This is a genomic window from Herbidospora galbida, from assembly GCF_005233835.1.
Lineage (GTDB): Bacteria > Actinomycetota > Actinomycetes > Streptosporangiales > Streptosporangiaceae > Herbidospora > Herbidospora galbida.
In genome coordinates, this window is record NZ_SZQA01000012.1 from 114,357 (window position 1) to 133,364 (window position 19,008).

The following is a 19,008-nucleotide window of genomic DNA, read 5'->3' on the forward strand; positions in this document are numbered from 1 at the left end:
ATCCGCTCACGGAATCGGGTCGCATCATGGGCGAGTCGCGAGCGCAGTAGCCTTGTGAGGTACCCCCGGTCCCGATCAGGTTCCGGGTCGTCCGCGTGCCGTCGATTCCTCCGGCAGGCGGCTGTAGTGACTCACGTGGGGGCCCGCGGCATGACACTTTCCGGACTTCTCGACCTCGTCGCAGCGCAGCCAGAGCTGGCCGAGGCGCTCGGCCAGGAGGTGACCGGCGCCGATCTGATCGCGCCGACCGCCCTGCGGCCGTTCGGGGTGGCCGCCGTCGCGCGCACCCGTCCCGTCCTCGCCGTGACCGCCACCGGGCGCGAGGCCGAAGACCTGGCCACCGCCCTGACGAGCCTGCTGCCCGAGTCGCAGGTGGCCGTCTTCCCGGCCTGGGAGACCCTGCCGCACGAGCGCCTCTCGCCGCGCAGCGACACGGTGGGCCAGCGGCTCGCCGTGCTGCGGCGGCTGGCCCATCCCGTCGCGGGCGACGCGACCGCCGGGCCGCTGCGGGTCGTGGTCGCGCCGGTCCGCGCGATCCTGCAGCCCATCGTGGCCGGGCTCGGCGACCTGGAGCCGGTACGCCTGCACCCCGGCGACGACGCCGACCTCGAAGACGTGGTCGTCCGCCTGGTCGAGAACGGCTACCACCGGGTCGACATGGTGGAGAAGCGCGGCGAGGTCGCGGTCAGGGGCGGCCTGCTCGACGTGTTCCCGCCGACCGAGGAGCACCCGCTGCGGCTGGAGTTCTGGGGCGACACCGTGGAGGAGATCCGCTGGTTCAAGGTCGCCGACCAGCGCTCCCTCGAAGTGGCCGAGGGCGGGCTGTTCGCCGCGCCGTGCCGCGAGCTGCTGCTCACCCCCGAGGTCCGCGACCGCGCCCGTGAGCTGGCCGAGAATCATCCGGCGCTGGGGGAGATCCTCGGCTCGCTGGCCGACGGGATCCCGGTCGAGGGCATGGAGGCGTTCGCGCCCGTGCTCGCCGGGGACATGGACATGCTGATCGACCACCTGCCGCTGCGCGCGGCGGTGTTCGTCTGCGACCCCGAGCGCATCCGGGGCCGGGCGGTCGAGCTCGTCCGCACCAGCCAGGAGTTCCTGGAGGCGTCGTGGATCACCGCCGCCGCCGGGGGAGAGGCCCCGATCGACCTCGACGCCGCCGCCTTCCGCACCCTCGACGAGGTGCGCGAGCACGCCGGCGAGCTGGGCCAGCCCTGGTGGTCGATCGCGCCCTTCGGCGACGGCCTCGACCTGGGGGCCCACGACGTGGAGGCCTACCGGGGCGACACCCAGCGCGCCCTCGGCGACATCAAGGGCTGGCTCGGGGCCGGGCGCTCGGTCGTGCTGATGAGCGAGGGCCACGGGCCCGCCGAGCGGATGGTCGAGCTGCTCAAGGGGGTCGACGTCGCCGCCCGGCTGGTCCGGTCGATCGACGAGCCGCCGGGCCGCGACGTCGTGCAGGTCACCACGGGCCGGCTGGAGCACGGATTCGTGACCTCCGGCCTGGCCGTAATGACCCATCTCGACCTGGTGGGGCAGAAGGCGTCCACCAAAGACATGCGGCGGCTGCCGAGCCGGCGCCGGAACATGGTCGACCCGCTCCAGCTCAAGATCGGCGACCACGTCGTCCACGAGCAGCACGGCGTCGGCCGCTACATCGAGATGGTCCAGCGGACCGTCCAGGGCGCGACCCGCGAGTACCTCGTCATCGAGTACGCCAAGGGCGACCGCCTCTACGTCCCGACCGACCAGCTCGACGAGGTCACCCGCTACGTCGGCGGCGAGTCCCCGACCCTCAACCGCATGGGCGGCGCCGACTGGGCCAAGGCCAAGACCCGCGCCAAGAAGGCAGTCAAGGAGATCGCGGGCGAGCTGATCCGCCTCTACTCCGCCCGCATGGCCTCCCCGGGCCACGCCTTCGCGGCCGACTCGCCGTGGCAGCGCGAGATGGAGGACGCCTTCCCCTACGCCGAGACCGGCGACCAGCTCGAAGCCATCGACGAGGTCAAGCGCGACATGGAGCGCGCCGTCCCGATGGACCGGCTGATCTGCGGCGACGTCGGCTACGGCAAGACCGAGATCGCGGTGCGGGCGGCGTTCAAGGCGGTCCAGGACGGCAAGCAGGTCGCCGTGCTGGTCCCGACGACCCTGCTCGTCCAGCAGCACCTGTCGACCTTCGGCGAGCGATTCGCCAACTTCCCGGTGACCGTGCGGCCGATCTCCCGCTTCCAGACCGACGGCGAGGTGAAGGACACCCTCGAAGGGCTCAAGGCGGGCGGCATCGACGTCGTCATCGGCACCCACCGGCTGTTCTCGCCCGAGGTCAGGTTCAAGGACCTCGGCCTGATCATCGTCGACGAGGAGCAGCGGTTCGGCGTCGAGCACAAGGAGGCGATGAAGCACCTCCGCACCCAGGTCGACGTCCTGGCCATGTCGGCGACGCCGATCCCGCGAACCCTGGAGATGGGCCTCACCGGCATCCGCGAGATGTCGACCATCCTCACCCCGCCGGAGGAGCGCCACCCGATCCTGACCTTCGTCGGGCCCTACGACGAGAAGCAGATCGCCGCCGCGATCCGGCGTGAGCTGATGCGCGACGGCCAGGTGTTCTTCGTCCACAACCGGGTGCGCAGCATCGACAAGGTCGCCGCCCGCCTGCACGAGCTCGTGCCCGAGGCGCGCGTGGCGGTCGCCCACGGCCAGATGAACGAGCAGCAGCTCGAGAAGATCATGGTGGGCTTCTGGGAGCGCGACTTCGACGTGCTCGTCTCGACCACGATCGTCGAGTCGGGCCTCGACGTGCCCAACGCCAACACTTTGATCGTCGACCGGGCCGACAACTACGGCCTCTCGCAGCTCCACCAGCTCCGCGGCCGCGTCGGCCGTGGCCGCGAGCGCGGCTACGCCTACTTCCTCTACCCGCCGGAGAACCCGCTCACCGAGACCGCCCACGAGCGCCTCGCCACGATCGCCCAGCACACCGAGATGGGCGCGGGCATGTACGTCGCCATGAAGGACCTGGAGATCCGGGGCGCCGGCAACATCCTGGGCGCCGAGCAGTCGGGCCACATCCAGGGCGTGGGCTTCGACCTCTACGTGCGGATGATGGCGGAGGCCGTACAGGAACAGAAGAACAAGCTCTCCGGCGAGACGGTCACCGAGCAGCCCGACGTCAAGGTCGAGCTCCCGATCAACGCGCACATCCCGCACGACTACGTCACCAGCGAGCGCCTGCGGCTGGAGGCCTACAAGCGGATCGCCGCGATCGTCACCGAAGAAGACATCACCGCCGTCCGCGACGAGCTCACCGACCGCTACGGCCGTCCGCCGCAGGAGGTCGACAACCTGCTCGAAGTGGCCCGGTTCCGGATCAGGGCCCGCAAGGCGGGGCTGACCGACGTACAGCTGATGGGCGCCAACATCAAGTTCGCCCCGGTGGCCCTGCGCGACTCCCAGCAGGTGCGGCTCCAGCGGCTCTACCCGAAGGCCCTGCTCAAGCAGGCCACCGAGACCCTGCTGGTGCCGGTGCCGAAGACCAAGCCGATCGGCGGGCAGCCGCTGCGCGACCTCGACATGCTGCGCTGGTGCGGAGACCTGGTCGAGGCGCTTTTCCTGGAGCCCAACCGAGTAAAGTAGGCGCGCCGAACAGTCAGGGACCTGGAGGGTCTTCCGTGAAGCTCAAACTGGCCGCCGTGGCCGTCGCCGCAGGCTTGGCGCTGACCGCGTGCAGCGGGCCGATCGAGGCCGGTTCCGCCGCCACGGTCGGCGACCGCCGCATCACCATCGCCACGCTTGACAACAACGTGACGGAGTTCCAGAAGGCGCTGGAGGCCGCGAAGATCGCCCCCGACCAGCTGCAGCAGCTTCCCGGCACGGTGACCCAGGCGGTGCTCCTCCAGCTCGCCAACGTCAGCCAGTTCAGCCAGCTCGAGGAGCAGAACGGCATCACGGTCTCCGAGGGCGAGGTCGACGCCTTCTACGCCAGCAACAACGGCCAGGCCGCCGTCGACCAGATCCTCCTGCAGCGCGGCGTGTCCCCGGTGCTGGCCCGCGACTGGCTGAAGGTCTCCATCGGCTCAGAGAAGCTGGCCGCCAAGCTCGGCGGCGGCACCGGCGAGCAGCAGATGGCCGCCGGCCAGCAGAAGATCAACGAGCTGGCGAGCAAGATCCCGGTGACCTTCAGCCCCCGCTACGGCAAGTTCGACCCGTCGCAGGGCTGGCTGCCGAGCGACCGCTTCGGCACCGCGCCGGCCGGCAACGGCGCCGCTGCGGGCTGACGCGTGCCGCTGATCGTCGTCACCTCCTCGCCCCGGGTCGCCCCCGGGATCCTCAGCGCTCCCGCGTGGGAGGCCCTGCGGGCAGGGAAGGTCTTCACCGGTTCCGCCGACCATCCGCTGCTGCCGTTCGTGCCCGGGGCGGAGGTCCGCGACGACCCGGCGGCCATCGCCCGCGAGGCGGTCACCTCGACCCTGGTCTGGCTCGCGGCGCAAGACGGCGACGAGGCGTTCTTCCGCGCCGTCGGCCACGCGGCGCTGGCGCTGCCCGACCCGCCGGAGATCGAGGTCGTGCCCGGCTCCTACGACCTGCCCGGCGCCCGCCTGCTCGACATGGTCGCCGTGATGGACCGGCTGCGCCGCGAGTGCCCCTGGGACGGGCGGCAGACCCACGAGTCGCTGATCCCCTACCTGGTCGAGGAGTCCTACGAGGTCGTCGAGACGATCGAGAACGGCGACCTGGCCGGGCTCCGCGAGGAGCTCGGCGACCTGCTGTTCCAGGTGGTCTTCCACGCCCGGCTCGCCCAGGAGCGCGGCGACGAGGGCTGGGACGTCGACGACGTCGCCGAGGCGATCGTGACCAAGCTGGTCCGGCGCCACCCCCACGTGTTCGCCGACGTGCGCGTCGACGGGGCCGAGACGGTGGCGGCCAACTGGGAAGAGATCAAGAAGGCCGAGCGCGCGGCCAAGGGCGAGTCGGAGTCGGCGCTGGCCGGGGTCCCGATGGGCCAGCCGGCCGTGTCGCTGGCGGCCCAGCTGCTGCGGCGCGCGTCCCGGGCGGGCGCCCCCGCCGAACTGGCCCAGGGGCCCGGCTCGGCCGGTCAGCGGCTGTTCGACCTGGTCCGCGAGATCCAGGACGCCGGAGCCGATCCCGAGGCGGCGCTGCGGCAGGCGGCGCGCGACTACCGGGCCAGAGTCGAGGCCTGGGAGCGGAACTCCGTCTCGGATGATGGACAGATGGGCGTTACCGGCGAGTAGGCGTCGATAGGCTCTTGTCGCAAACTGTCTTTCGACATTTAGGAGTGCTTCGTGGCTTCCATCGAGGCCGTTCACGCCCGCGAGATCCTCGATTCGCGGGGTAACCCGACTGTCGAGGTCGAAGTCCTGCTCGAAGACGGCAGCACCGGCCGGGCCGCCGTCCCGAGCGGCGCCTCCACCGGGCAGTTCGAGGCGGTCGAGCTCCGTGACGGCGGCTCCCGCTACAAGGGCAAGGGCGTCGAGAAGGCCGTCCTGGCCGTCACCGACGAGATCCAGGACGAGATCCTCGGCATCGACGCCGAAGAGCAGCGCATCATCGACCAGGTCATGATCGACCTCGACGGCACGCCCAACAAGGCCCGTCTCGGCGCCAACGCCATCCTCGGCGTCTCGCTGGCCGTCGCCAAGGCCGCGGCCGAGTCGTCCGACCTGCAGCTGTTCCGCTACGTCGGCGGCCCCAACGCCCACGTGCTGCCGGTCCCGATGATGAACATCCTCAACGGCGGCGCCCACGCCGACTCCAACGTCGACATCCAGGAGTTCATGATCGCGCCGATCGGCGCGGCCACGTTCTCCGAGGCCGTCCGCATCGGCGCCGAGACCTACCACTCGCTCAAGTCGGTGCTCAAGGAGCGCGGCTACGCCACGGGCCTGGGCGACGAGGGCGGCTTCGCCCCGAACCTGCCCAGCAACCGCGACGCCCTCGACCTGATCCTGGTCGCGATCGAGAAGGCCGGCTTCACCCCCGGCACCGACATCGCGCTCGCCCTCGACGTGGCCGCCACCGAGTTCCACAAAGACGGCGTCTACACCATCGACGGCAAGGGCCTGTCGGCCGAGGAGCTCGCCGCCTACTACGAAGACCTGGTCCGCAGCTACCCGCTGGTCTCGATCGAAGACCCCTTCGACGAGGAAGACTGGACGGGCTGGAAGACCCTGACCGACACCGTCGGCGGCAAGGTCCAGATCGTCGGCGACGACCTGTTCGTCACCAACCCCGAGCGGCTCCAGCGCGGCATCGACAGCGCCACCGCCAACGCCCTCCTGGTCAAGGTCAACCAGATCGGCACCCTGTCGGAGACCCTCGACGCCGTCGACCTCGCCCACCGCAGCGGCTACCGCTGCATGATGAGCCACCGCTCGGGCGAGACCGAAGACGTCACCATCGCCGACCTGGCGGTCGCGGTCAACGCCGGCCAGATCAAGACCGGCGCCCCGGCCCGCTCCGACCGCGTCGCGAAGTACAACCAGCTCCTGCGCATCGAAGAACTTCTCGACGACGCCGCCCGCTACGCGGGTCGCAAGGCGTTCCCGCGCTTCCAGGGCTAGGTTTTACCGGTACGGCCCGCGTCCGCCCGGCGCGGGCCCTACCGGAAGCGAGGTGCAGATGGCGAAACGACCGCAGCTCACCGGCCGGGCCGCGATCCTCGCGGTCGTGGTCTGCGCGATCGCGATGAGCCTGGCCTATCCCGTGCGCGAGTTCCTCGCCCAGCGGCGGCAGATCACCCAGCTGGAACAGCAGCAGGCGAAGGCCCTGGCCGACCTCCGCTCGCTCGAAGAGGAACGCAAACGGCTCGAAGACCCCGAATACATCAAGCGCGAAGCCCGCGAGAAACTCCATTTCTGCGAGCCCGGCGCCCACTGCTACGGGGTCCTCGACGACGGAACGAAGACATCCGCCTCGGCCGGACAGCGCAGGGCCGCCGTCTCGCCGTGGTACATCTCGCTCTGGCAGTCGGTCGAATCGGCCGACCGGGGCGAAGGCAAGAAAATGGGGGGATAGGTGTCCGGGGTCAGTCCAGACGACCTGGCGGCGGTAGAGGCCCAACTGGGCCGGCCTCCGCGCGGCGTGCGCGCGATCGCCCACCGATGCCCGTGCGGCCTCCCCGACGTGGTCGAGACCTCACCCCGCCTCCCCGACGGAACCCCGTTCCCGACGACCTTCTACCTGACCTGCCCCCGCGCGGCCTCGGCGATCGGCACCCTTGAGGGCGGCGGCGTCATGAAGGAGATGCGCGACCGCCTGGCCGCCGACCCGGAACTGGCCGCCCGCTACCAGGCCGCCCACGACGACTACCTGGCCCGCCGCGACAAGGCCGCCGCGGAAGACGGCCTGGAGCCCCTTCCCCGCGGCACCCAGACGGCCGGCGGCATGCCCGACCGCGTGAAGTGTCTCCACGCCCTGGTGGGCCACGAACTGGCCGCCCCCGGAACCAACCCGTTCGGCCGCGAGGCCCTCGACGCCCTCCCGGAGTGGTGGGCCGACGGCCCGTGCGTCTGCTGAGGTCGGTCGATCGTCGGGTGGGCCGGTAGCTTGGCTGCGTATGCTGGCGGGCCTGATCGCCGGTGCTGATGAGGTGGGTTGAGTAGTGACGCGTGTGGCCGCCATCGACTGTGGGACCAACTCGGTCCGGTTGCTCATCGCCGACGTCGAAGGTGACACGCTCACCGACGTCACGCGGCGGATGGAGATCGTCCGGCTCGGGCAGGGCGTCGACAAGACCGGGATGCTCGCCCCCGAGGCCCTGGAGCGCACCTTCGCCGCGATGCGCGGCTACGCCGCCGAGATCCTCGACGAGGGCGCGGTGAAGACGCGGGTCGTCGCGACCTCCGCGACCCGCGACGCCGGGAACCGGGACGTCTTCGTCGACGGCGTGCGCGCCATTTTCGGCGTGGAGCCCGAAGTCGTCAGCGGCGCCGCAGAGGCCGCCCTCTCCTTCAACGGGGCCGTAAGGGGCATTTCCGACCCGCCGGGGCCCTATCTGGTCGTGGACATCGGCGGCGGTTCGACCGAGTTCGTCGTCGGCTCCTCGGAGGTCAAGGGCGCCCTGTCCATGGACATCGGCTGCGTCCGCCTGACCGAACGCCACGACGGCGACTTCGCCGCCATGCGCGCCGACATCGACGCCGCCCTGGCGGTGGTCGCCGACGCGGTCCCGGTCCGCGACGCCCTTACGCTCGTCGGGCTCGCCGGCTCGGTGACGACCGTCGCCGGGATCGCCCTGGGCCTGCCCCGCTACGACTCCGAGCGGATCCACCACTCGCGGATCTCCGCCGAAGACGTCCACGAGGTGACCGAACGGCTGCTCACGATGACCCGCGAGGAGCGCGCCGCGATCCCGGTGATGCACCCGGGCCGGGTCGACGTGATCTGCGCCGGCGCGCTCATCCTCGACCGGATCGTCCGCGACTTCGGGTTCACCGAGGTGGTCGTGAGCGAGCACGACATCCTCGACGGCATCGCCTGGTCGCTGACCTGAGCCTGCTACTTGTGCAGGCGTACCGGCAGGGAGAACAGGCCGCGCATGATGTTGCTCGGCCACCACACCAGGTCGTCGGTCGCCAGTTCGAGGTCGGGGAAGCGGCGGATCACGCCGCCGATGGCGACCTCGCCCTCGATCTTGGCCAGCGCCGCGCCCACGCAGTAGTGGGGCCCGCGCCCGAAGGCCAGATGGGGTTCGTCGACGCGTCCGGGCCGGAAGGCGTCGGGGTCGTCGAAGGCCTCCGGATCGCGGTTGGCCGCCAGCAGCGACACCAGGACCGGCTCGCCGGGGAGCATCTCCTGGCCGCCGATCACGACGGGCTCGGTCGGGAAGCGCCACGTCGCGTTCCGGACCGGGCCGTCGTAGCGCAGCATCTCGTCGATCACGTCGGGCAGCGTCGACGGGTCTTTCTTCAGGGCCGCGAACTGACCGGGGTTGCGTAACAGCGCCAGCAGGCCGTTGCCGATCAGGGCGACCGTCGTCTCGTGCCCGGCGATCAGCAGCAGGAACGCCGTCGAGGTCAGCTCCTCGGGGCTGATGTCGGGGCGTCGCACCAGCTCGGTCAGCAGGTCGTCGCCCGGATGGGTGCGCTTGTGGGCCACCAGGTCGCCCAGGAACCGCTCCAGGCCGTCGGTCGCCGCCGCGAGCTGGTCGATCTCCGAGGCCGCCGCCGAGTCGATCACCGAGGCCAGGTGGTGGAAGGCGGCCCGCTCGGGCTCGGGCACGCCCAGCAGGTCGCAGATGATCGCGATCGGCAGCGGATAGGCCAGGTCGGCGATCAGGTCGGCCTCGTCTTTGGCGGCCATCACGGCGAGCAGGCCCTCGGTCAGGTCTTCGGCCCGGGCCCGCAGCCTCGCCACCCTCCGGGGCGTGAACGCGGCGCTGACCAGGCGGCGCAGCCGGGGGTGGTCGGGGGAGTCGGCGTTGAGCATGTGCCGGGCCAGCGTCGAGCGGTGGTCGAGGGGTAGCCCGAGCTGCGCGCGGAACCATTCGGGGGAGCCCAGCGCCGGGTCCTTCGCCAGCGCCGGATGGGTCAGCGCGGTCACCGCGTCGGCGTAACGCGTGATCAACCAGGCCTCGCAGCCGGGCAGCGGCACCTTGGTGACCGGGGCGTTGCGGCGCAGCCAGTCGTAGGCCGGGTAGGGGTCGGCGTCGAAGGCGGGGCCGAAAAGTGGAGGGAGGGACACGGCGCTTGTCCTTCCCCGCCGCCTCCGCTGGCACGCTTGGGGCCATGAGTTTCGTACCTCCCGGCACCGGCTGGCCGGACGACCCGGCCACGCCCTCGACCCCCGTCGCGACCACGCCGGCGGAGGTGGCCGACCTGGCCGGGCACAGCCCGTCGATCGGCGAGCTGACCGCCCGCCAGTCGGTGTGCCGCGCCTGCCCCCGGCTGGTGGCCTGGCGGGAGGAGGTGGCCGACGTGAAGCGGAGGGCGTACCAGCACGAGACCTACTGGGGCCGCCCCATCGCGGGCTGGGGCGACGACGATCCGAGGGTCCTGATCGTGGGCCTGGCCCCCGCCGCCCACGGCGGGAACCGCACCGGCCGCATCTTCACCGGCGACCGCAGCGGCGACTGGCTCTTCGCCTCCCTCCACCGCACGGGCCTGGCCGCCCAGCCGACGAGCGTCCACGCGGGCGACGGCCAGCGCCTGATCGGGGCCCGCATGGTCGCCGCCGTCCGTTGCGCCCCGCCCGCCAACAAGCCGACCCCCGAGGAGCGGGACAACTGCTTCCCCTGGCTCCTCCAGGAGCTCCGTCTCGTACGACCCCGTGTCATCGTCGCCCTGGGTGGCTTCGCCTGGCAGGCGATCTGGCCGGCCCTGAAGGCCGCTGGCTACAGCCTCCCGACCCCTCGCCCGCCGTTCGGCCACGGGGCCGAGGTACCTCTGGGCCCGACGACCTTGATCGGCTGCTACCACCCGAGCCAGCAGAACACGTTCACCGGCAGGGTCACCGAGGCGATGCTCGACGCGATCTTCACCCGCGCCGCCGGCTTGTGAGAACTCGCAGGTCACAGGGCTTGTGAATTGCTTCACATGTGTGAAGTCGGTCACGTTCGAAACTTTGGGCAAAGTTCGCGGGTGAAGTCGTACAGGAAATTGCCGATCTGGAAAGTTCGGTCAAGTTCCCTTGGGAAGCGATTGGCCTCGCGCGGTGTTGTTCAGGTAGCTTGTGAATGCTTTCACAAGCGATCGGAACACACGAAGGGCATCCGTGGTGAACCGCACGTCGAAGCACATCGTCATCGTTGGCGGTGGATACGTGGGCATGTACACCGGCCTGCGGCTCCAGCGCACCCTCCGTCGCGAACTGCGGAACGGTTCGGTCCGAATCACCCTCATCGACCCGCAGTCCTACATGACCTACCAGCCGTTCCTGCCGGAGGCCGCCGCGGGGAGCATCTCGCCGCGGCACGTCGTGGCGCCGCTGCGCCGCGTCCTCCCCAAGGTCCGGATCCTCAACGGCAAGGTCGCCAAGGTCAACCACGAGCAGCGTGAGCTGACGTTCGAGCCGATCGTGGGCGAACCCCGTGAGATCGGCTACGACATCGTGGTCATGGCGGCCGGTTCGGTCTCCCGCACGCTGCCGATCCCGGGGCTCGCCGACGCGGCCATCGGCTTCAAGTCGGTCGGCGAGGCCATCGCGCTGCGCAACCGCGTGCTGGCGCTGCTCGACCGGGCCGAGTCGGCCGACGACGAGGACGTGCGGCGCCGGGCGCTCACCTTCGTCGTGGTCGGCGGCGGGTTCGCCGGGATCGAGGCGCTGGCCGAGCTCCAGGACATGACCGACGACGCCATCTCCTACTACCCGTCGATCAAGAAGAGCGACCTGCGGTGGGTGCTGATCGAGGCGACCGACCGCATCCTGCCCGAGGTCGGGCCCGAGATGGGGACCTGGACCGCCGAGCAGCTGCGCGAGCGCGGCATCGAGCTGAAGATGTCGACCCGGCTGAACTCGGTCGTCGGCGGGCACGTCGAGACCAGTGACGGCGACGCCTTCGAGGCGGCCACCGTCGTGTGGACGGCCGGCGTCAAGGCCGCCCCGATCGTGAACTCGGGCGACTTCCCGCTGGATGAGCGCGGCCGCATCAAGACCACGACCCAGCTCACCGTCAGCGGCGTCGAGGGCGCCTTCGCGGCCGGCGACGTGGCGGGCGTGCCCGACCTCACCCACCCGGGGGAGTACTGCGCGCCCAACGCCCAGCACGCCGTCCGCCAGGCGAAGGTCCTCGGCGACAACGTCACCGCCTACCTGCGCGGCCGTCCTCTCAGGGACTACAAGCACAAGTACGTCGGCTCGGTCGCCGGGCTGGGCCTGCACAAGGGCGTCGCGAACGTCTACGGAGTCAAGCTGCGCGGCTGGCCCGCGTGGTTCATGCACCGGACCTACCACCTGTCGCGGGTGCCGACCACCAACCGGAAGGTCCGCGTCATGGCCGACTGGACCCTGTCGCTGTTCTTCCGCCGGGAGACCGTGTCGCTCGGTGAGATCGAGCACCCCCGCGACCAGTTCAGAGCCGCTGCCGCCGGGTAACCCCGGCATCTCCCTTTGTTAACGGCCCGCGCCTACCATCAGGCGCGGGCCGTTATCACATTGCAAGGCGAGAAGGGAACGCGGATGGTTGTTTCATCCCGTTTCGCTGGCCATTCTCCCTGCTACTGTATTGCCGCCCAGTTTGATGGATCGTACGGGGGATGCGGCGTAAGGTCTCACCAGTTACAGTTGTGCGCTCCGTGACGTATGATCGCGGCGCCCCCGTAGCCCAATGGCAGAGGCAAGCCCCTTAAAAGGGCTTTAGTGCGGGTTCGAGTCCCGCCGGGGGCACCGTTTGGTGGCGTAATTCGGCCCGTGACCAGCAGAAATGCGGTCGCGGGCCGTTGTGATTCCAGGATGGGCCTATCGGGGCGCCGCAGCCGACCTGCGACGATGATCGTCGGGCTGTCCGTCGCGGTGCCGCGCGCACCCCCTGGGGCGAGGTCGTCAGCCCTCCCGTCAAGCCCCGGAACCCCTCCGCCGACGCCGGATCGGGGCGTCGGGGCGGCTGCCCGAACAGGGTTCTGTCAGGGGCGCCGGTGCGGACGTGCCGGAGCTCGCCGCCGGGGCCTGGCCCTGGTCGCGGGCACCGCCTTGCTTCGAGGGGAGAATCCCATTCCGTGCCCGAATGTCGCCCTCTCCCCTTCGGTTAGTAGCGGAGGACGGAAAACGCCACTAGCGGCCGTCCGATAAATCCCTGATCAGGAATGGCCGGGTCGGTGCGGATGGCGGCCGATGTTTCGCGAGTGCTCCCGCCGTGGCCTTTCTCCGCAGCAGGGGAGTGCGATGAACGGCCGCGTGGGATCCGCTTTTCCGGCATGGTCCACTACACGCATTGCCTGATTGGTCGCGGCGCTTTACATCGTCTTCCGGCCATCGAATTCCACGCTTTCCCGAAATGTGCGGCCCGGCCTTTTGGACTCGCGGTGTCCGAGGCCGGGTGCCATCGTGGGCGCACAGCGGTTCCCGCAGGTGGGAGGTGGTCTGTGCCCGGCCGGCGACGGGTCGCGACCGCCTCCTGCGACCATTTTTTACGGCACCCGAAATGGGCTCCGGACGCCACCCGGGCGTGCATCTGGATAGGCCGCGACCATGGTTCCCGGATGGTTCCCAGGTCGCCGGTAAAATTTCGCTCAAGCCGACTCCGGAAACCGTCGGTCACATCAGTCACATTGGTGACGGGCTGTTTCTCCGCCGAAAGTTGCCAGGTTCCGTTCAGGTGGCGGTCTCACGGGCGGCGGCCAGGGCCGATCTGACCGCCTCGGGCAGGTCGGGTGAGTCGACGGCGTCGAGTTCGGCGAGGTCCCACTGGCGGGCCGCGACGAGCTTCGCCAGCGGCTCCGCCATCGCGTCTCCCACCAGGCAGCAGACCGCGCGGGGCACCAGCAGGTCATGGGAGGCGGCCAGCCGCAGGAACGCCGCAGCGGCCTCCGGCGACTCCTCCGCGACGATGCCGAGCCACCACAGCGCCCGCCGGGCGTCCTGCCACGACAGGCCACGGGTGATCACGTCGATGATCCCCGGCCGCGCCGCCGCGACCTCCGACAGCAGCCGGGCGGCGACGAGGACGGGCCGGAGCGGTTCGCCCATCACCCGGCCGGGCATCAGCCCGCCCCTGGCGGCGGGCCGGCCGTCCATGTCGGAGATCCTTTGGAGGATCTCGGGCCGCTCTCCCACCAGCAGGTCCACGACGACGGCCGCCTCCCGGAAGCGGCCGCCCGTCCACTTCTGCCGCTCTCTGGCCAGCAGGGGGATCGCATGGGGGCGGGCTGCCAGCCGCGCCCGGTCGACCACGTCGAAGACGGGCCCCGGAGGGGTCGGCATGTCCTCGCGCTCCTCGCCCTCGAAGGCGTCGAGGGCCATCGCGAAACACAGGTCGAGGTCGTCGGGGTCACCCACCCGGATCACGGGGCCGAAACGGGCCTCCAGCCCGCCGGGACGCCGCGCCTCCGCGATCACCCGGATCGGCGTCCTGCCCCGGTGCCCGTGGAGTTCGGCCAGCAGGAGCGGCACGTCGCCGCGCAGGTCGGCCTCGTCGACGAGGATCAGGGCCGGTTGCCCGGCCGACGCCAGCTGCGCGATCAGGCCCCGGCTCGGTCCGGGCGCGAGCCGGCCGCACCGCCATTCGTGCTCGCGGGTACGCGCGAACTCGATCATCAGCCGCGACTTGCCCACCCCCGGCGGGCCCGCCACGACCATCAGCGGGCCCCCGGCGGGATCGGCGAGCCAGGCGCCGAGCCGGGCCGTCTCCTCCTCCCGGCCGACGAAGGGCACCGGGCAGGAGACCGGGTCGACGAGCGTCCTGCCGTATCTGGGGGTCTCCCGCAGCGGCAGTAGCGGGATCACCTGCTTCGGCGGCGTGGGCAGCTCGGCGTGCCGCGAGTTCTTCCGCCCTCGCGACAGGAATCCGATCGTCACCACGACCGCGCCCGCCCCGACCGTGAACCATCCTTCGACCCAGTCGCCCTCCAGGAACCCCCCGAAGGTTCCCTTCAGTGCGAGGAACCCCGCGATCGAAGCCCATGCGAACCACTTGGTGCCCCGTAACCTCACACCTGATCTTCACCCCGGCGTGTCCTCTTTGGGTAGGTGGCCAGCCGCCACACGTACTCGACCGGGCCCTGCCGGAAGCGCCGCAGCCAGAGCGTCGACCACACCCACTGCACGGCCAGGATGGCCGCCGCGATCCCCAGCACCGTCCCGGTCGACCAGCTCTCGGCCGTCCCGCCGACCAGGGGCCGCAGCGCCAGGACGAGCAGCGTCGCCGTCAGGTAGTCGGTCAGCGCCATCCGGCCGAGGGGCGCGAAGAGGGCGTACAGGAACCCCCGGAGGGGGCTGCGCAGCAGCACCAGGAACAGGCAGACGTAGACGACGGCGGTGGCCAGCCCGGCGGCCGTGAACAGCTGGACGTCGGACGTCTGCAGGAGCCCCAGCACGACGGCCGGCACCAGCGCCACCCCGCCGACGATCGCCGGAACCCAAGCCGAGGAGTCCAGCCGGTCGGCCACCCCGTAGCGGACCAGCGCCGAACCCAGCAGGAACAGCCCTGGGACCACCAGGATCCCGCCGCCGAGGAACAGCGCCAGGCCCAGCGCCACCGCCGACAGCACGGCCACCACCCGGCGGGGCAGCCACGTCGACGGCAGCAGGACGACCAGCCCGGCCGCGGCGTAGATCGTCAGGATGTCACCGTCCCAGAGCAGCCGATGGGCCAGCCCGAGCGCGAGCAGCGCCAGCAGCCGCCGCACCAGCACCACCCGCGAGCCGGCCGACTCGTAGAGGAGCCAGAAGCCCATGCCGAACAGCAGTGAGAAGATGGGGAAGAACCGATGGTCGACCAGCAGTCCGAGCCACAGATCGGCCGTGGTGGGCGGCGCGCCGTCGGGCGGCAGCAGCCCGACCGTGGTCGCGATGGGCCGGACGTTGGCGACGAGGATCCCGCAGAGCGCGAAGCCGCGGATGACGTCGAGAGCCACGATGCGTGGCCGGGGGGAAAGTCGTGACATGCCGCTGAAGTCTGGCCACGGCGTCGGTCCGGAACCTGACCCGAACGGCCAGACCGGGCCCCTGCGGCTCGTCCTTTCGGCCAGCGGTGAGAACCCGCCGCGAGTCGACGGGAAATGATCTTGTCGACGATGATCGCGGCGTATCGTGGCTCGGAACACGGTACGGCGATTGGACGGGTGGAACATGGACACTCTTCACGGATCTTCCCCCTTTCCCCCTATCGCGGACTACGGCTTCCTCTCCGACTGCGAAGTGACCGCACTGGTCGCCAGCAGCGGAAACATCGAATGGCTCTGCCTGCCACGGCTCGACTCCCCGTCGGTTTTCGGCGCGGTGCTCGACCGGGGCGCGGGGCGGTTCCGGCTGGGCCCGGCCGACACGTTCGTCCCGGCCGCCCGCCGCTATCTCCCGGGCACGATGGTGCTGGAGACCTCCTGGGGCACCCCCCAGGGCTGGATCATCGTCAGGGACGTCCTCCTCATGGGCCCCTGGCACCACGAGAACGAGCTCTCCCACACCCACCGGAGAGCGCCCACCGACTACGACAGCGACCACGTCCTGCTCCGGACGGTCCGCTGCGTGTCGGGCGAACTGCAGATCACACTGGACTGCGAACCGGTCCTCGACTACGGCCGTAAGCCCGTGAACTGGTCATACACAGGTAGGGGTTACCACCAGGGACTGGCGACCGCAGAGGGCAGTGACCTCAGGCTGAGGCTCACCACCGACATGCGGCTGGGCTTCGAGGCGGGCCGCGCGATGGCCCGGACCCTCATCAGGGAGGGGGAGACGCGCTTCGTCGCCCTCTCCTGGACCGAGCACGAACCCCCGTACACCTACGACGACGCCTACAAGCGGCTCGTCTGGACCGCGCACCACTGGCAGCACTGGCTGGCCCGCGGCGACATCCCCGACCACCCCTGGCGGGGCTACCTGGAGCGCAGCGCCCTCACCCTGAAGGGGCTCACGTTCGCCCCCTCGGGAGCGCTGGTCGCGGCGGCGACGACCTCGCTGCCGGAGACCCCGGGCGGCGAGCGCAACTGGGACTACCGCTACTCCTGGGTGCGCGACTCGACGTTCGCGCTCTGGGGCCTCTACACGCTCGGCTTCGACTGGGAGGCCGACGACTTCTTCTGGTTCATCGCCGACGTGGCCGAGCGCGACGAAGAACTCCAGATCATGTACGGGGTCGACGGCGAACGCGACCTGACCGAGCGCATCCTCGACCACCTCGAGGGCTACGAGGGCGCCAAGCCCGTGCGCATCGGCAACGGCGCGTTCGACCACCGGCAGAACGACGTCTGGGGCGCCGTCCTCGACTCCTTCTACATCCACATCAAGTCGCGCGACCGGCTCGACGACCGGATCTGGCCGATCCTGGTGCGTCAGGTCGAGGCCGCGATGAAGCACTGGCGTGAGACCGACCGGGGCATCTGGGAGGTGCGCGGCGAGCCGCAGCACTTCACCTCGTCGAAGGTCATGTGCTGGGTGGCCATGGACCGCGGCGCCCGCCTGGCCGAACTGCGCGGCGAGCCCGAGCTGGCCGAGACGTGGCAGGCGGTCGCCGACGAGATCAAGGACGACATCTGCACGAACGGCGTCAACGAGAACGGGATCTTCCGGCAGCACTACGGCACCGACGCCCTCGACGCCTCGCTGCTGCTGATCCCGCTGGTGCGGTTCCTGCCGCCCGACGACCCGCGTGTGCGGGCCACCGTGCTGGCCATCGCCGACGACCTGACGGTCGACGACCTGGTGCTGCGTTACCGCACCAAGGAGACCGACGACGGCCTGGCGGGCGAGGAGGGCACCTTCACGATCTGCTCGTTCTGGCTGGTCAGCGCACTGGCGGAGATCGGGGAGCTGCAGCGGGCGAGGCGGCTGTGCGAGAAGCTGCTGTCGTTCGCCAGCTCGCTCGGCCTCTACGCCGAGGAGATCGACCCGGTCAGCGGACGGCAGCTCGGGAACTTCCCGCAGGCGTTCACCCACCTGGCTCTGATCAACGCGATCATTCACATCATCCGGGCGGAAAACCACCAGCGCCATCCCGGAACTTCCCCGGCGGATCACTCGTTGAGGAGGCGGTGAGAACCATCCCTTGGTCTTGCGGGGTCAACGATCCCACGGGACCATGGCGAGATAGCTGATCATTAAAACCGCATCGTGGAGGCACGGTGGAGAGCAGAAACCCGATTTTCAGTCGGCGCGGCCCGGTCGGCCAAGGACAGTGGTCGGGGCCGACGCCGAGCCCCCAGCATTTGCAGGACATGTACAACCAGCCGGCCTACGCGCCGCCCACCCCCGTGGGTCGCGCCCTGACGATGGACGACGTCGTCATGAAGGGCTTCATCGTCCTCGGCACGCTCATCGCGTCCGCGGGCGTGGCGTGGATCATGAAAGTGGGCATGGGCGTCGCCATCGTCGCCGTCATCGCCGCTTTCATCCTCGGCCTGGTCATCACCTTCAAGCAGAGCACCAACCCGGCGCTGATCCTCGCCTACGCGGTGCTCGAGGGTGTCGCGCTCGGTGCGATCAGCCGGGTGTTCGAGACCTACGTCAGCAGCGGCATCGTGCTCCAGGCCATCGTGGGCACCATGATGGCGGTGCTCGGCGTGCTCGCGGTCTACGCGCTGAACATCTTCCGGCCCACGCCCAAGTTCACGAAGTTCGTGATCGGCGCCGCCATCGCGGCCGTCGGTCTGATCCTCGTCAACCTGATCGTGGGCATCTGGGTCGACGGCGGCCTGGGCCTGCGTGACGGCGGCCCGCTGGCCATCGCGTTCAGCGTCGGCATGATCCTCCTGGGCATGTTCTTCCTGCTGCTCGACTTCGACGAGATCAACCACGCGGTTCAGGCCGGCGCTCCCGAGCGCACGTCCTGGCTGCTCGTCTTCGGCCTGATGCTCAGCATCGTCTGGATCTACCTCGAGGTCCTGCGCCTGCTGTCGTACTTCTCCGGCGACGACTGATCGAACGACGGAAAGCACGCCCCCGGCTTCCGGCCGGGGGCGTTTTTCGTTCTACGGCAAGGAACAAAAGATCAACAATTCGTAACGAAGAGATGTCTGTTGGGTCTTGTCAAGCCCCTGGCCGTGAGGCAGTGTCGACTCAAAGAGCCTTATCCGTGGAGGTGCTTATGTCGTTGAACCACTCACCGGAGACCCAAACAAAGCTCATCGCCCGCGTCCCTACGATCACCGGACGCGAACTCCCCGAGTGGTTTCAAGCCATCGACAACGGTCCGTCGTTCTCTCGCTGCGACGAGCGTGCCAACTGGCTCGCCGACGAACACGGGCTGACCCACGGCTACGCCGCCGCCATCGTGCTGGAGCACGAGCGACGCCGACGCGGCCACCTGTTCTAAGCGAGACGCGGCCGGCCGAAGGCCGGCTGTGACTCGCGCCAGCGATCTTTCTCAGACCGGCGCCCGCGCCCCCTCCGGCGCGGGCGCAT

At 70.1% G+C, this 19,008-nt stretch carries 15 protein-coding genes and 1 tRNA gene; 13 read left to right on the forward strand and 3 right to left on the reverse strand.

Annotated features, from left to right (window positions below; genetic code table 11):
* Positions 1 to 150: 150 nt before the first annotated feature.
* The 7 genes from mfd (at position 151) to FDA94_RS14865 (ending at position 8,509) form a co-directional block, all read left to right on the forward strand.
* Complete coding sequence (gene mfd / locus FDA94_RS14835) at positions 151 to 3,633, forward strand: transcription-repair coupling factor (RefSeq protein WP_137247639.1); 3,483 nt, start codon at positions 151 to 153, stop codon at positions 3,631 to 3,633.
* A gap of 35 nt (positions 3,634 to 3,668) precedes the next feature.
* The gene (locus FDA94_RS14840; RefSeq protein WP_170990937.1) at positions 3,669 to 4,274 is read left to right on the forward strand and encodes a SurA N-terminal domain-containing protein; all 606 of its coding nucleotides are present in this window, start codon (positions 3,669 to 3,671) and stop codon (positions 4,272 to 4,274) included.
* A 3-nt stretch (positions 4,275 to 4,277) separates the two neighbouring features.
* The gene (locus FDA94_RS14845; protein ID WP_137247641.1) at positions 4,278 to 5,249 is read left to right on the forward strand and encodes a nucleoside triphosphate pyrophosphohydrolase; all 972 of its coding nucleotides are present in this window, start codon (positions 4,278 to 4,280) and stop codon (positions 5,247 to 5,249) included.
* Between the two features lie 51 nt (positions 5,250 to 5,300).
* Complete coding sequence (gene eno, locus FDA94_RS14850; RefSeq protein ID WP_137247642.1) at positions 5,301 to 6,578, forward strand: phosphopyruvate hydratase; 1,278 nt, start codon at positions 5,301 to 5,303, stop codon at positions 6,576 to 6,578.
* Positions 6,579 to 6,636: 58 nt separating this feature from the next.
* Positions 6,637 to 7,032, forward strand: coding sequence for an FtsB family cell division protein (locus tag FDA94_RS14855; RefSeq protein WP_137247643.1), 396 nt, complete (start codon positions 6,637 to 6,639; stop codon positions 7,030 to 7,032).
* Positions 7,033 to 7,533, forward strand: a complete 501-nt coding sequence (locus FDA94_RS14860; protein ID WP_137247644.1) for a DUF501 domain-containing protein — start codon at positions 7,033 to 7,035, stop codon at positions 7,531 to 7,533.
* A gap of 85 nt (positions 7,534 to 7,618) precedes the next feature.
* Positions 7,619 to 8,509: a Ppx/GppA phosphatase family protein gene (locus FDA94_RS14865; protein ID WP_137247645.1), complete on the forward strand. Its 891-nt coding sequence runs from the start codon at positions 7,619 to 7,621 to the stop codon at positions 8,507 to 8,509.
* Positions 8,510 to 8,514: 5 nt separating this feature from the next.
* Here FDA94_RS14865 and FDA94_RS14870 read toward each other — a convergent pair whose 3' ends face one another.
* Positions 8,515 to 9,699 carry a cytochrome P450 family protein gene (locus tag FDA94_RS14870; RefSeq protein WP_137247646.1) on the reverse strand — a complete coding sequence of 395 codons (1,185 nt, stop codon included), beginning with the start codon at positions 9,697 to 9,699 and terminating at the stop codon, positions 8,515 to 8,517.
* 44 nt (positions 9,700 to 9,743) lie between these two features.
* Here FDA94_RS14870 and FDA94_RS14875 point away from each other — a divergent pair, with 44 nt between their 5' ends.
* The 3 genes from FDA94_RS14875 (at position 9,744) to FDA94_RS14885 (ending at position 12,339) form a co-directional block, all read left to right on the forward strand.
* Positions 9,744 to 10,514 (forward strand): uracil-DNA glycosylase, encoded by a 771-nt coding sequence (locus tag FDA94_RS14875; RefSeq protein WP_137247647.1) that lies wholly within the window; start codon positions 9,744 to 9,746, stop codon positions 10,512 to 10,514.
* A gap of 268 nt (positions 10,515 to 10,782) precedes the next feature.
* Complete coding sequence (locus FDA94_RS14880) at positions 10,783 to 12,048, forward strand: NAD(P)/FAD-dependent oxidoreductase (RefSeq protein ID WP_246059929.1); 1,266 nt, start codon at positions 10,783 to 10,785, stop codon at positions 12,046 to 12,048.
* 218 nt (positions 12,049 to 12,266) lie between these two features.
* A tRNA-Leu gene (locus tag FDA94_RS14885) sits at positions 12,267 to 12,339 on the forward strand.
* A gap of 924 nt (positions 12,340 to 13,263) precedes the next feature.
* Here FDA94_RS14885 and FDA94_RS14890 read toward each other — a convergent pair.
* Together FDA94_RS14890 and FDA94_RS14895 are read right to left on the reverse strand one after the other, a co-directional pair.
* Positions 13,264 to 14,601 (reverse strand): AAA family ATPase, encoded by a 1,338-nt coding sequence (locus FDA94_RS14890; protein ID WP_137247649.1) that lies wholly within the window; start codon positions 14,599 to 14,601, stop codon positions 13,264 to 13,266.
* Positions 14,598 to 15,554 (reverse strand): DUF418 domain-containing protein, encoded by a 957-nt coding sequence (locus FDA94_RS14895; RefSeq protein ID WP_137247650.1) that lies wholly within the window; start codon positions 15,552 to 15,554, stop codon positions 14,598 to 14,600. The genes FDA94_RS14890 and FDA94_RS14895 overlap by 4 nt, the downstream gene beginning before the upstream one ends.
* A gap of 184 nt (positions 15,555 to 15,738) precedes the next feature.
* Between FDA94_RS14895 and FDA94_RS14900 the strand changes: the two genes are divergently transcribed.
* The 3 genes from FDA94_RS14900 to FDA94_RS14910 all read left to right on the forward strand — a co-directional run bounded on the left by FDA94_RS14900 (position 15,739) and on the right by FDA94_RS14910 (position 18,919).
* The gene (locus FDA94_RS14900; protein WP_137247651.1) at positions 15,739 to 17,643 is read left to right on the forward strand and encodes a glycoside hydrolase family 15 protein; all 1,905 of its coding nucleotides are present in this window, start codon (positions 15,739 to 15,741) and stop codon (positions 17,641 to 17,643) included.
* An 86-nt stretch (positions 17,644 to 17,729) separates the two neighbouring features.
* The gene (locus FDA94_RS14905) at positions 17,730 to 18,524 is read left to right on the forward strand and encodes a Bax inhibitor-1/YccA family protein (protein ID WP_137247652.1); all 795 of its coding nucleotides are present in this window, start codon (positions 17,730 to 17,732) and stop codon (positions 18,522 to 18,524) included.
* Between the two features lie 167 nt (positions 18,525 to 18,691).
* The gene (locus tag FDA94_RS14910; RefSeq protein ID WP_062440405.1) at positions 18,692 to 18,919 is read left to right on the forward strand and encodes a DUF4287 domain-containing protein; all 228 of its coding nucleotides are present in this window, start codon (positions 18,692 to 18,694) and stop codon (positions 18,917 to 18,919) included.
* Positions 18,920 to 19,008 lie beyond the last annotated feature (89 nt).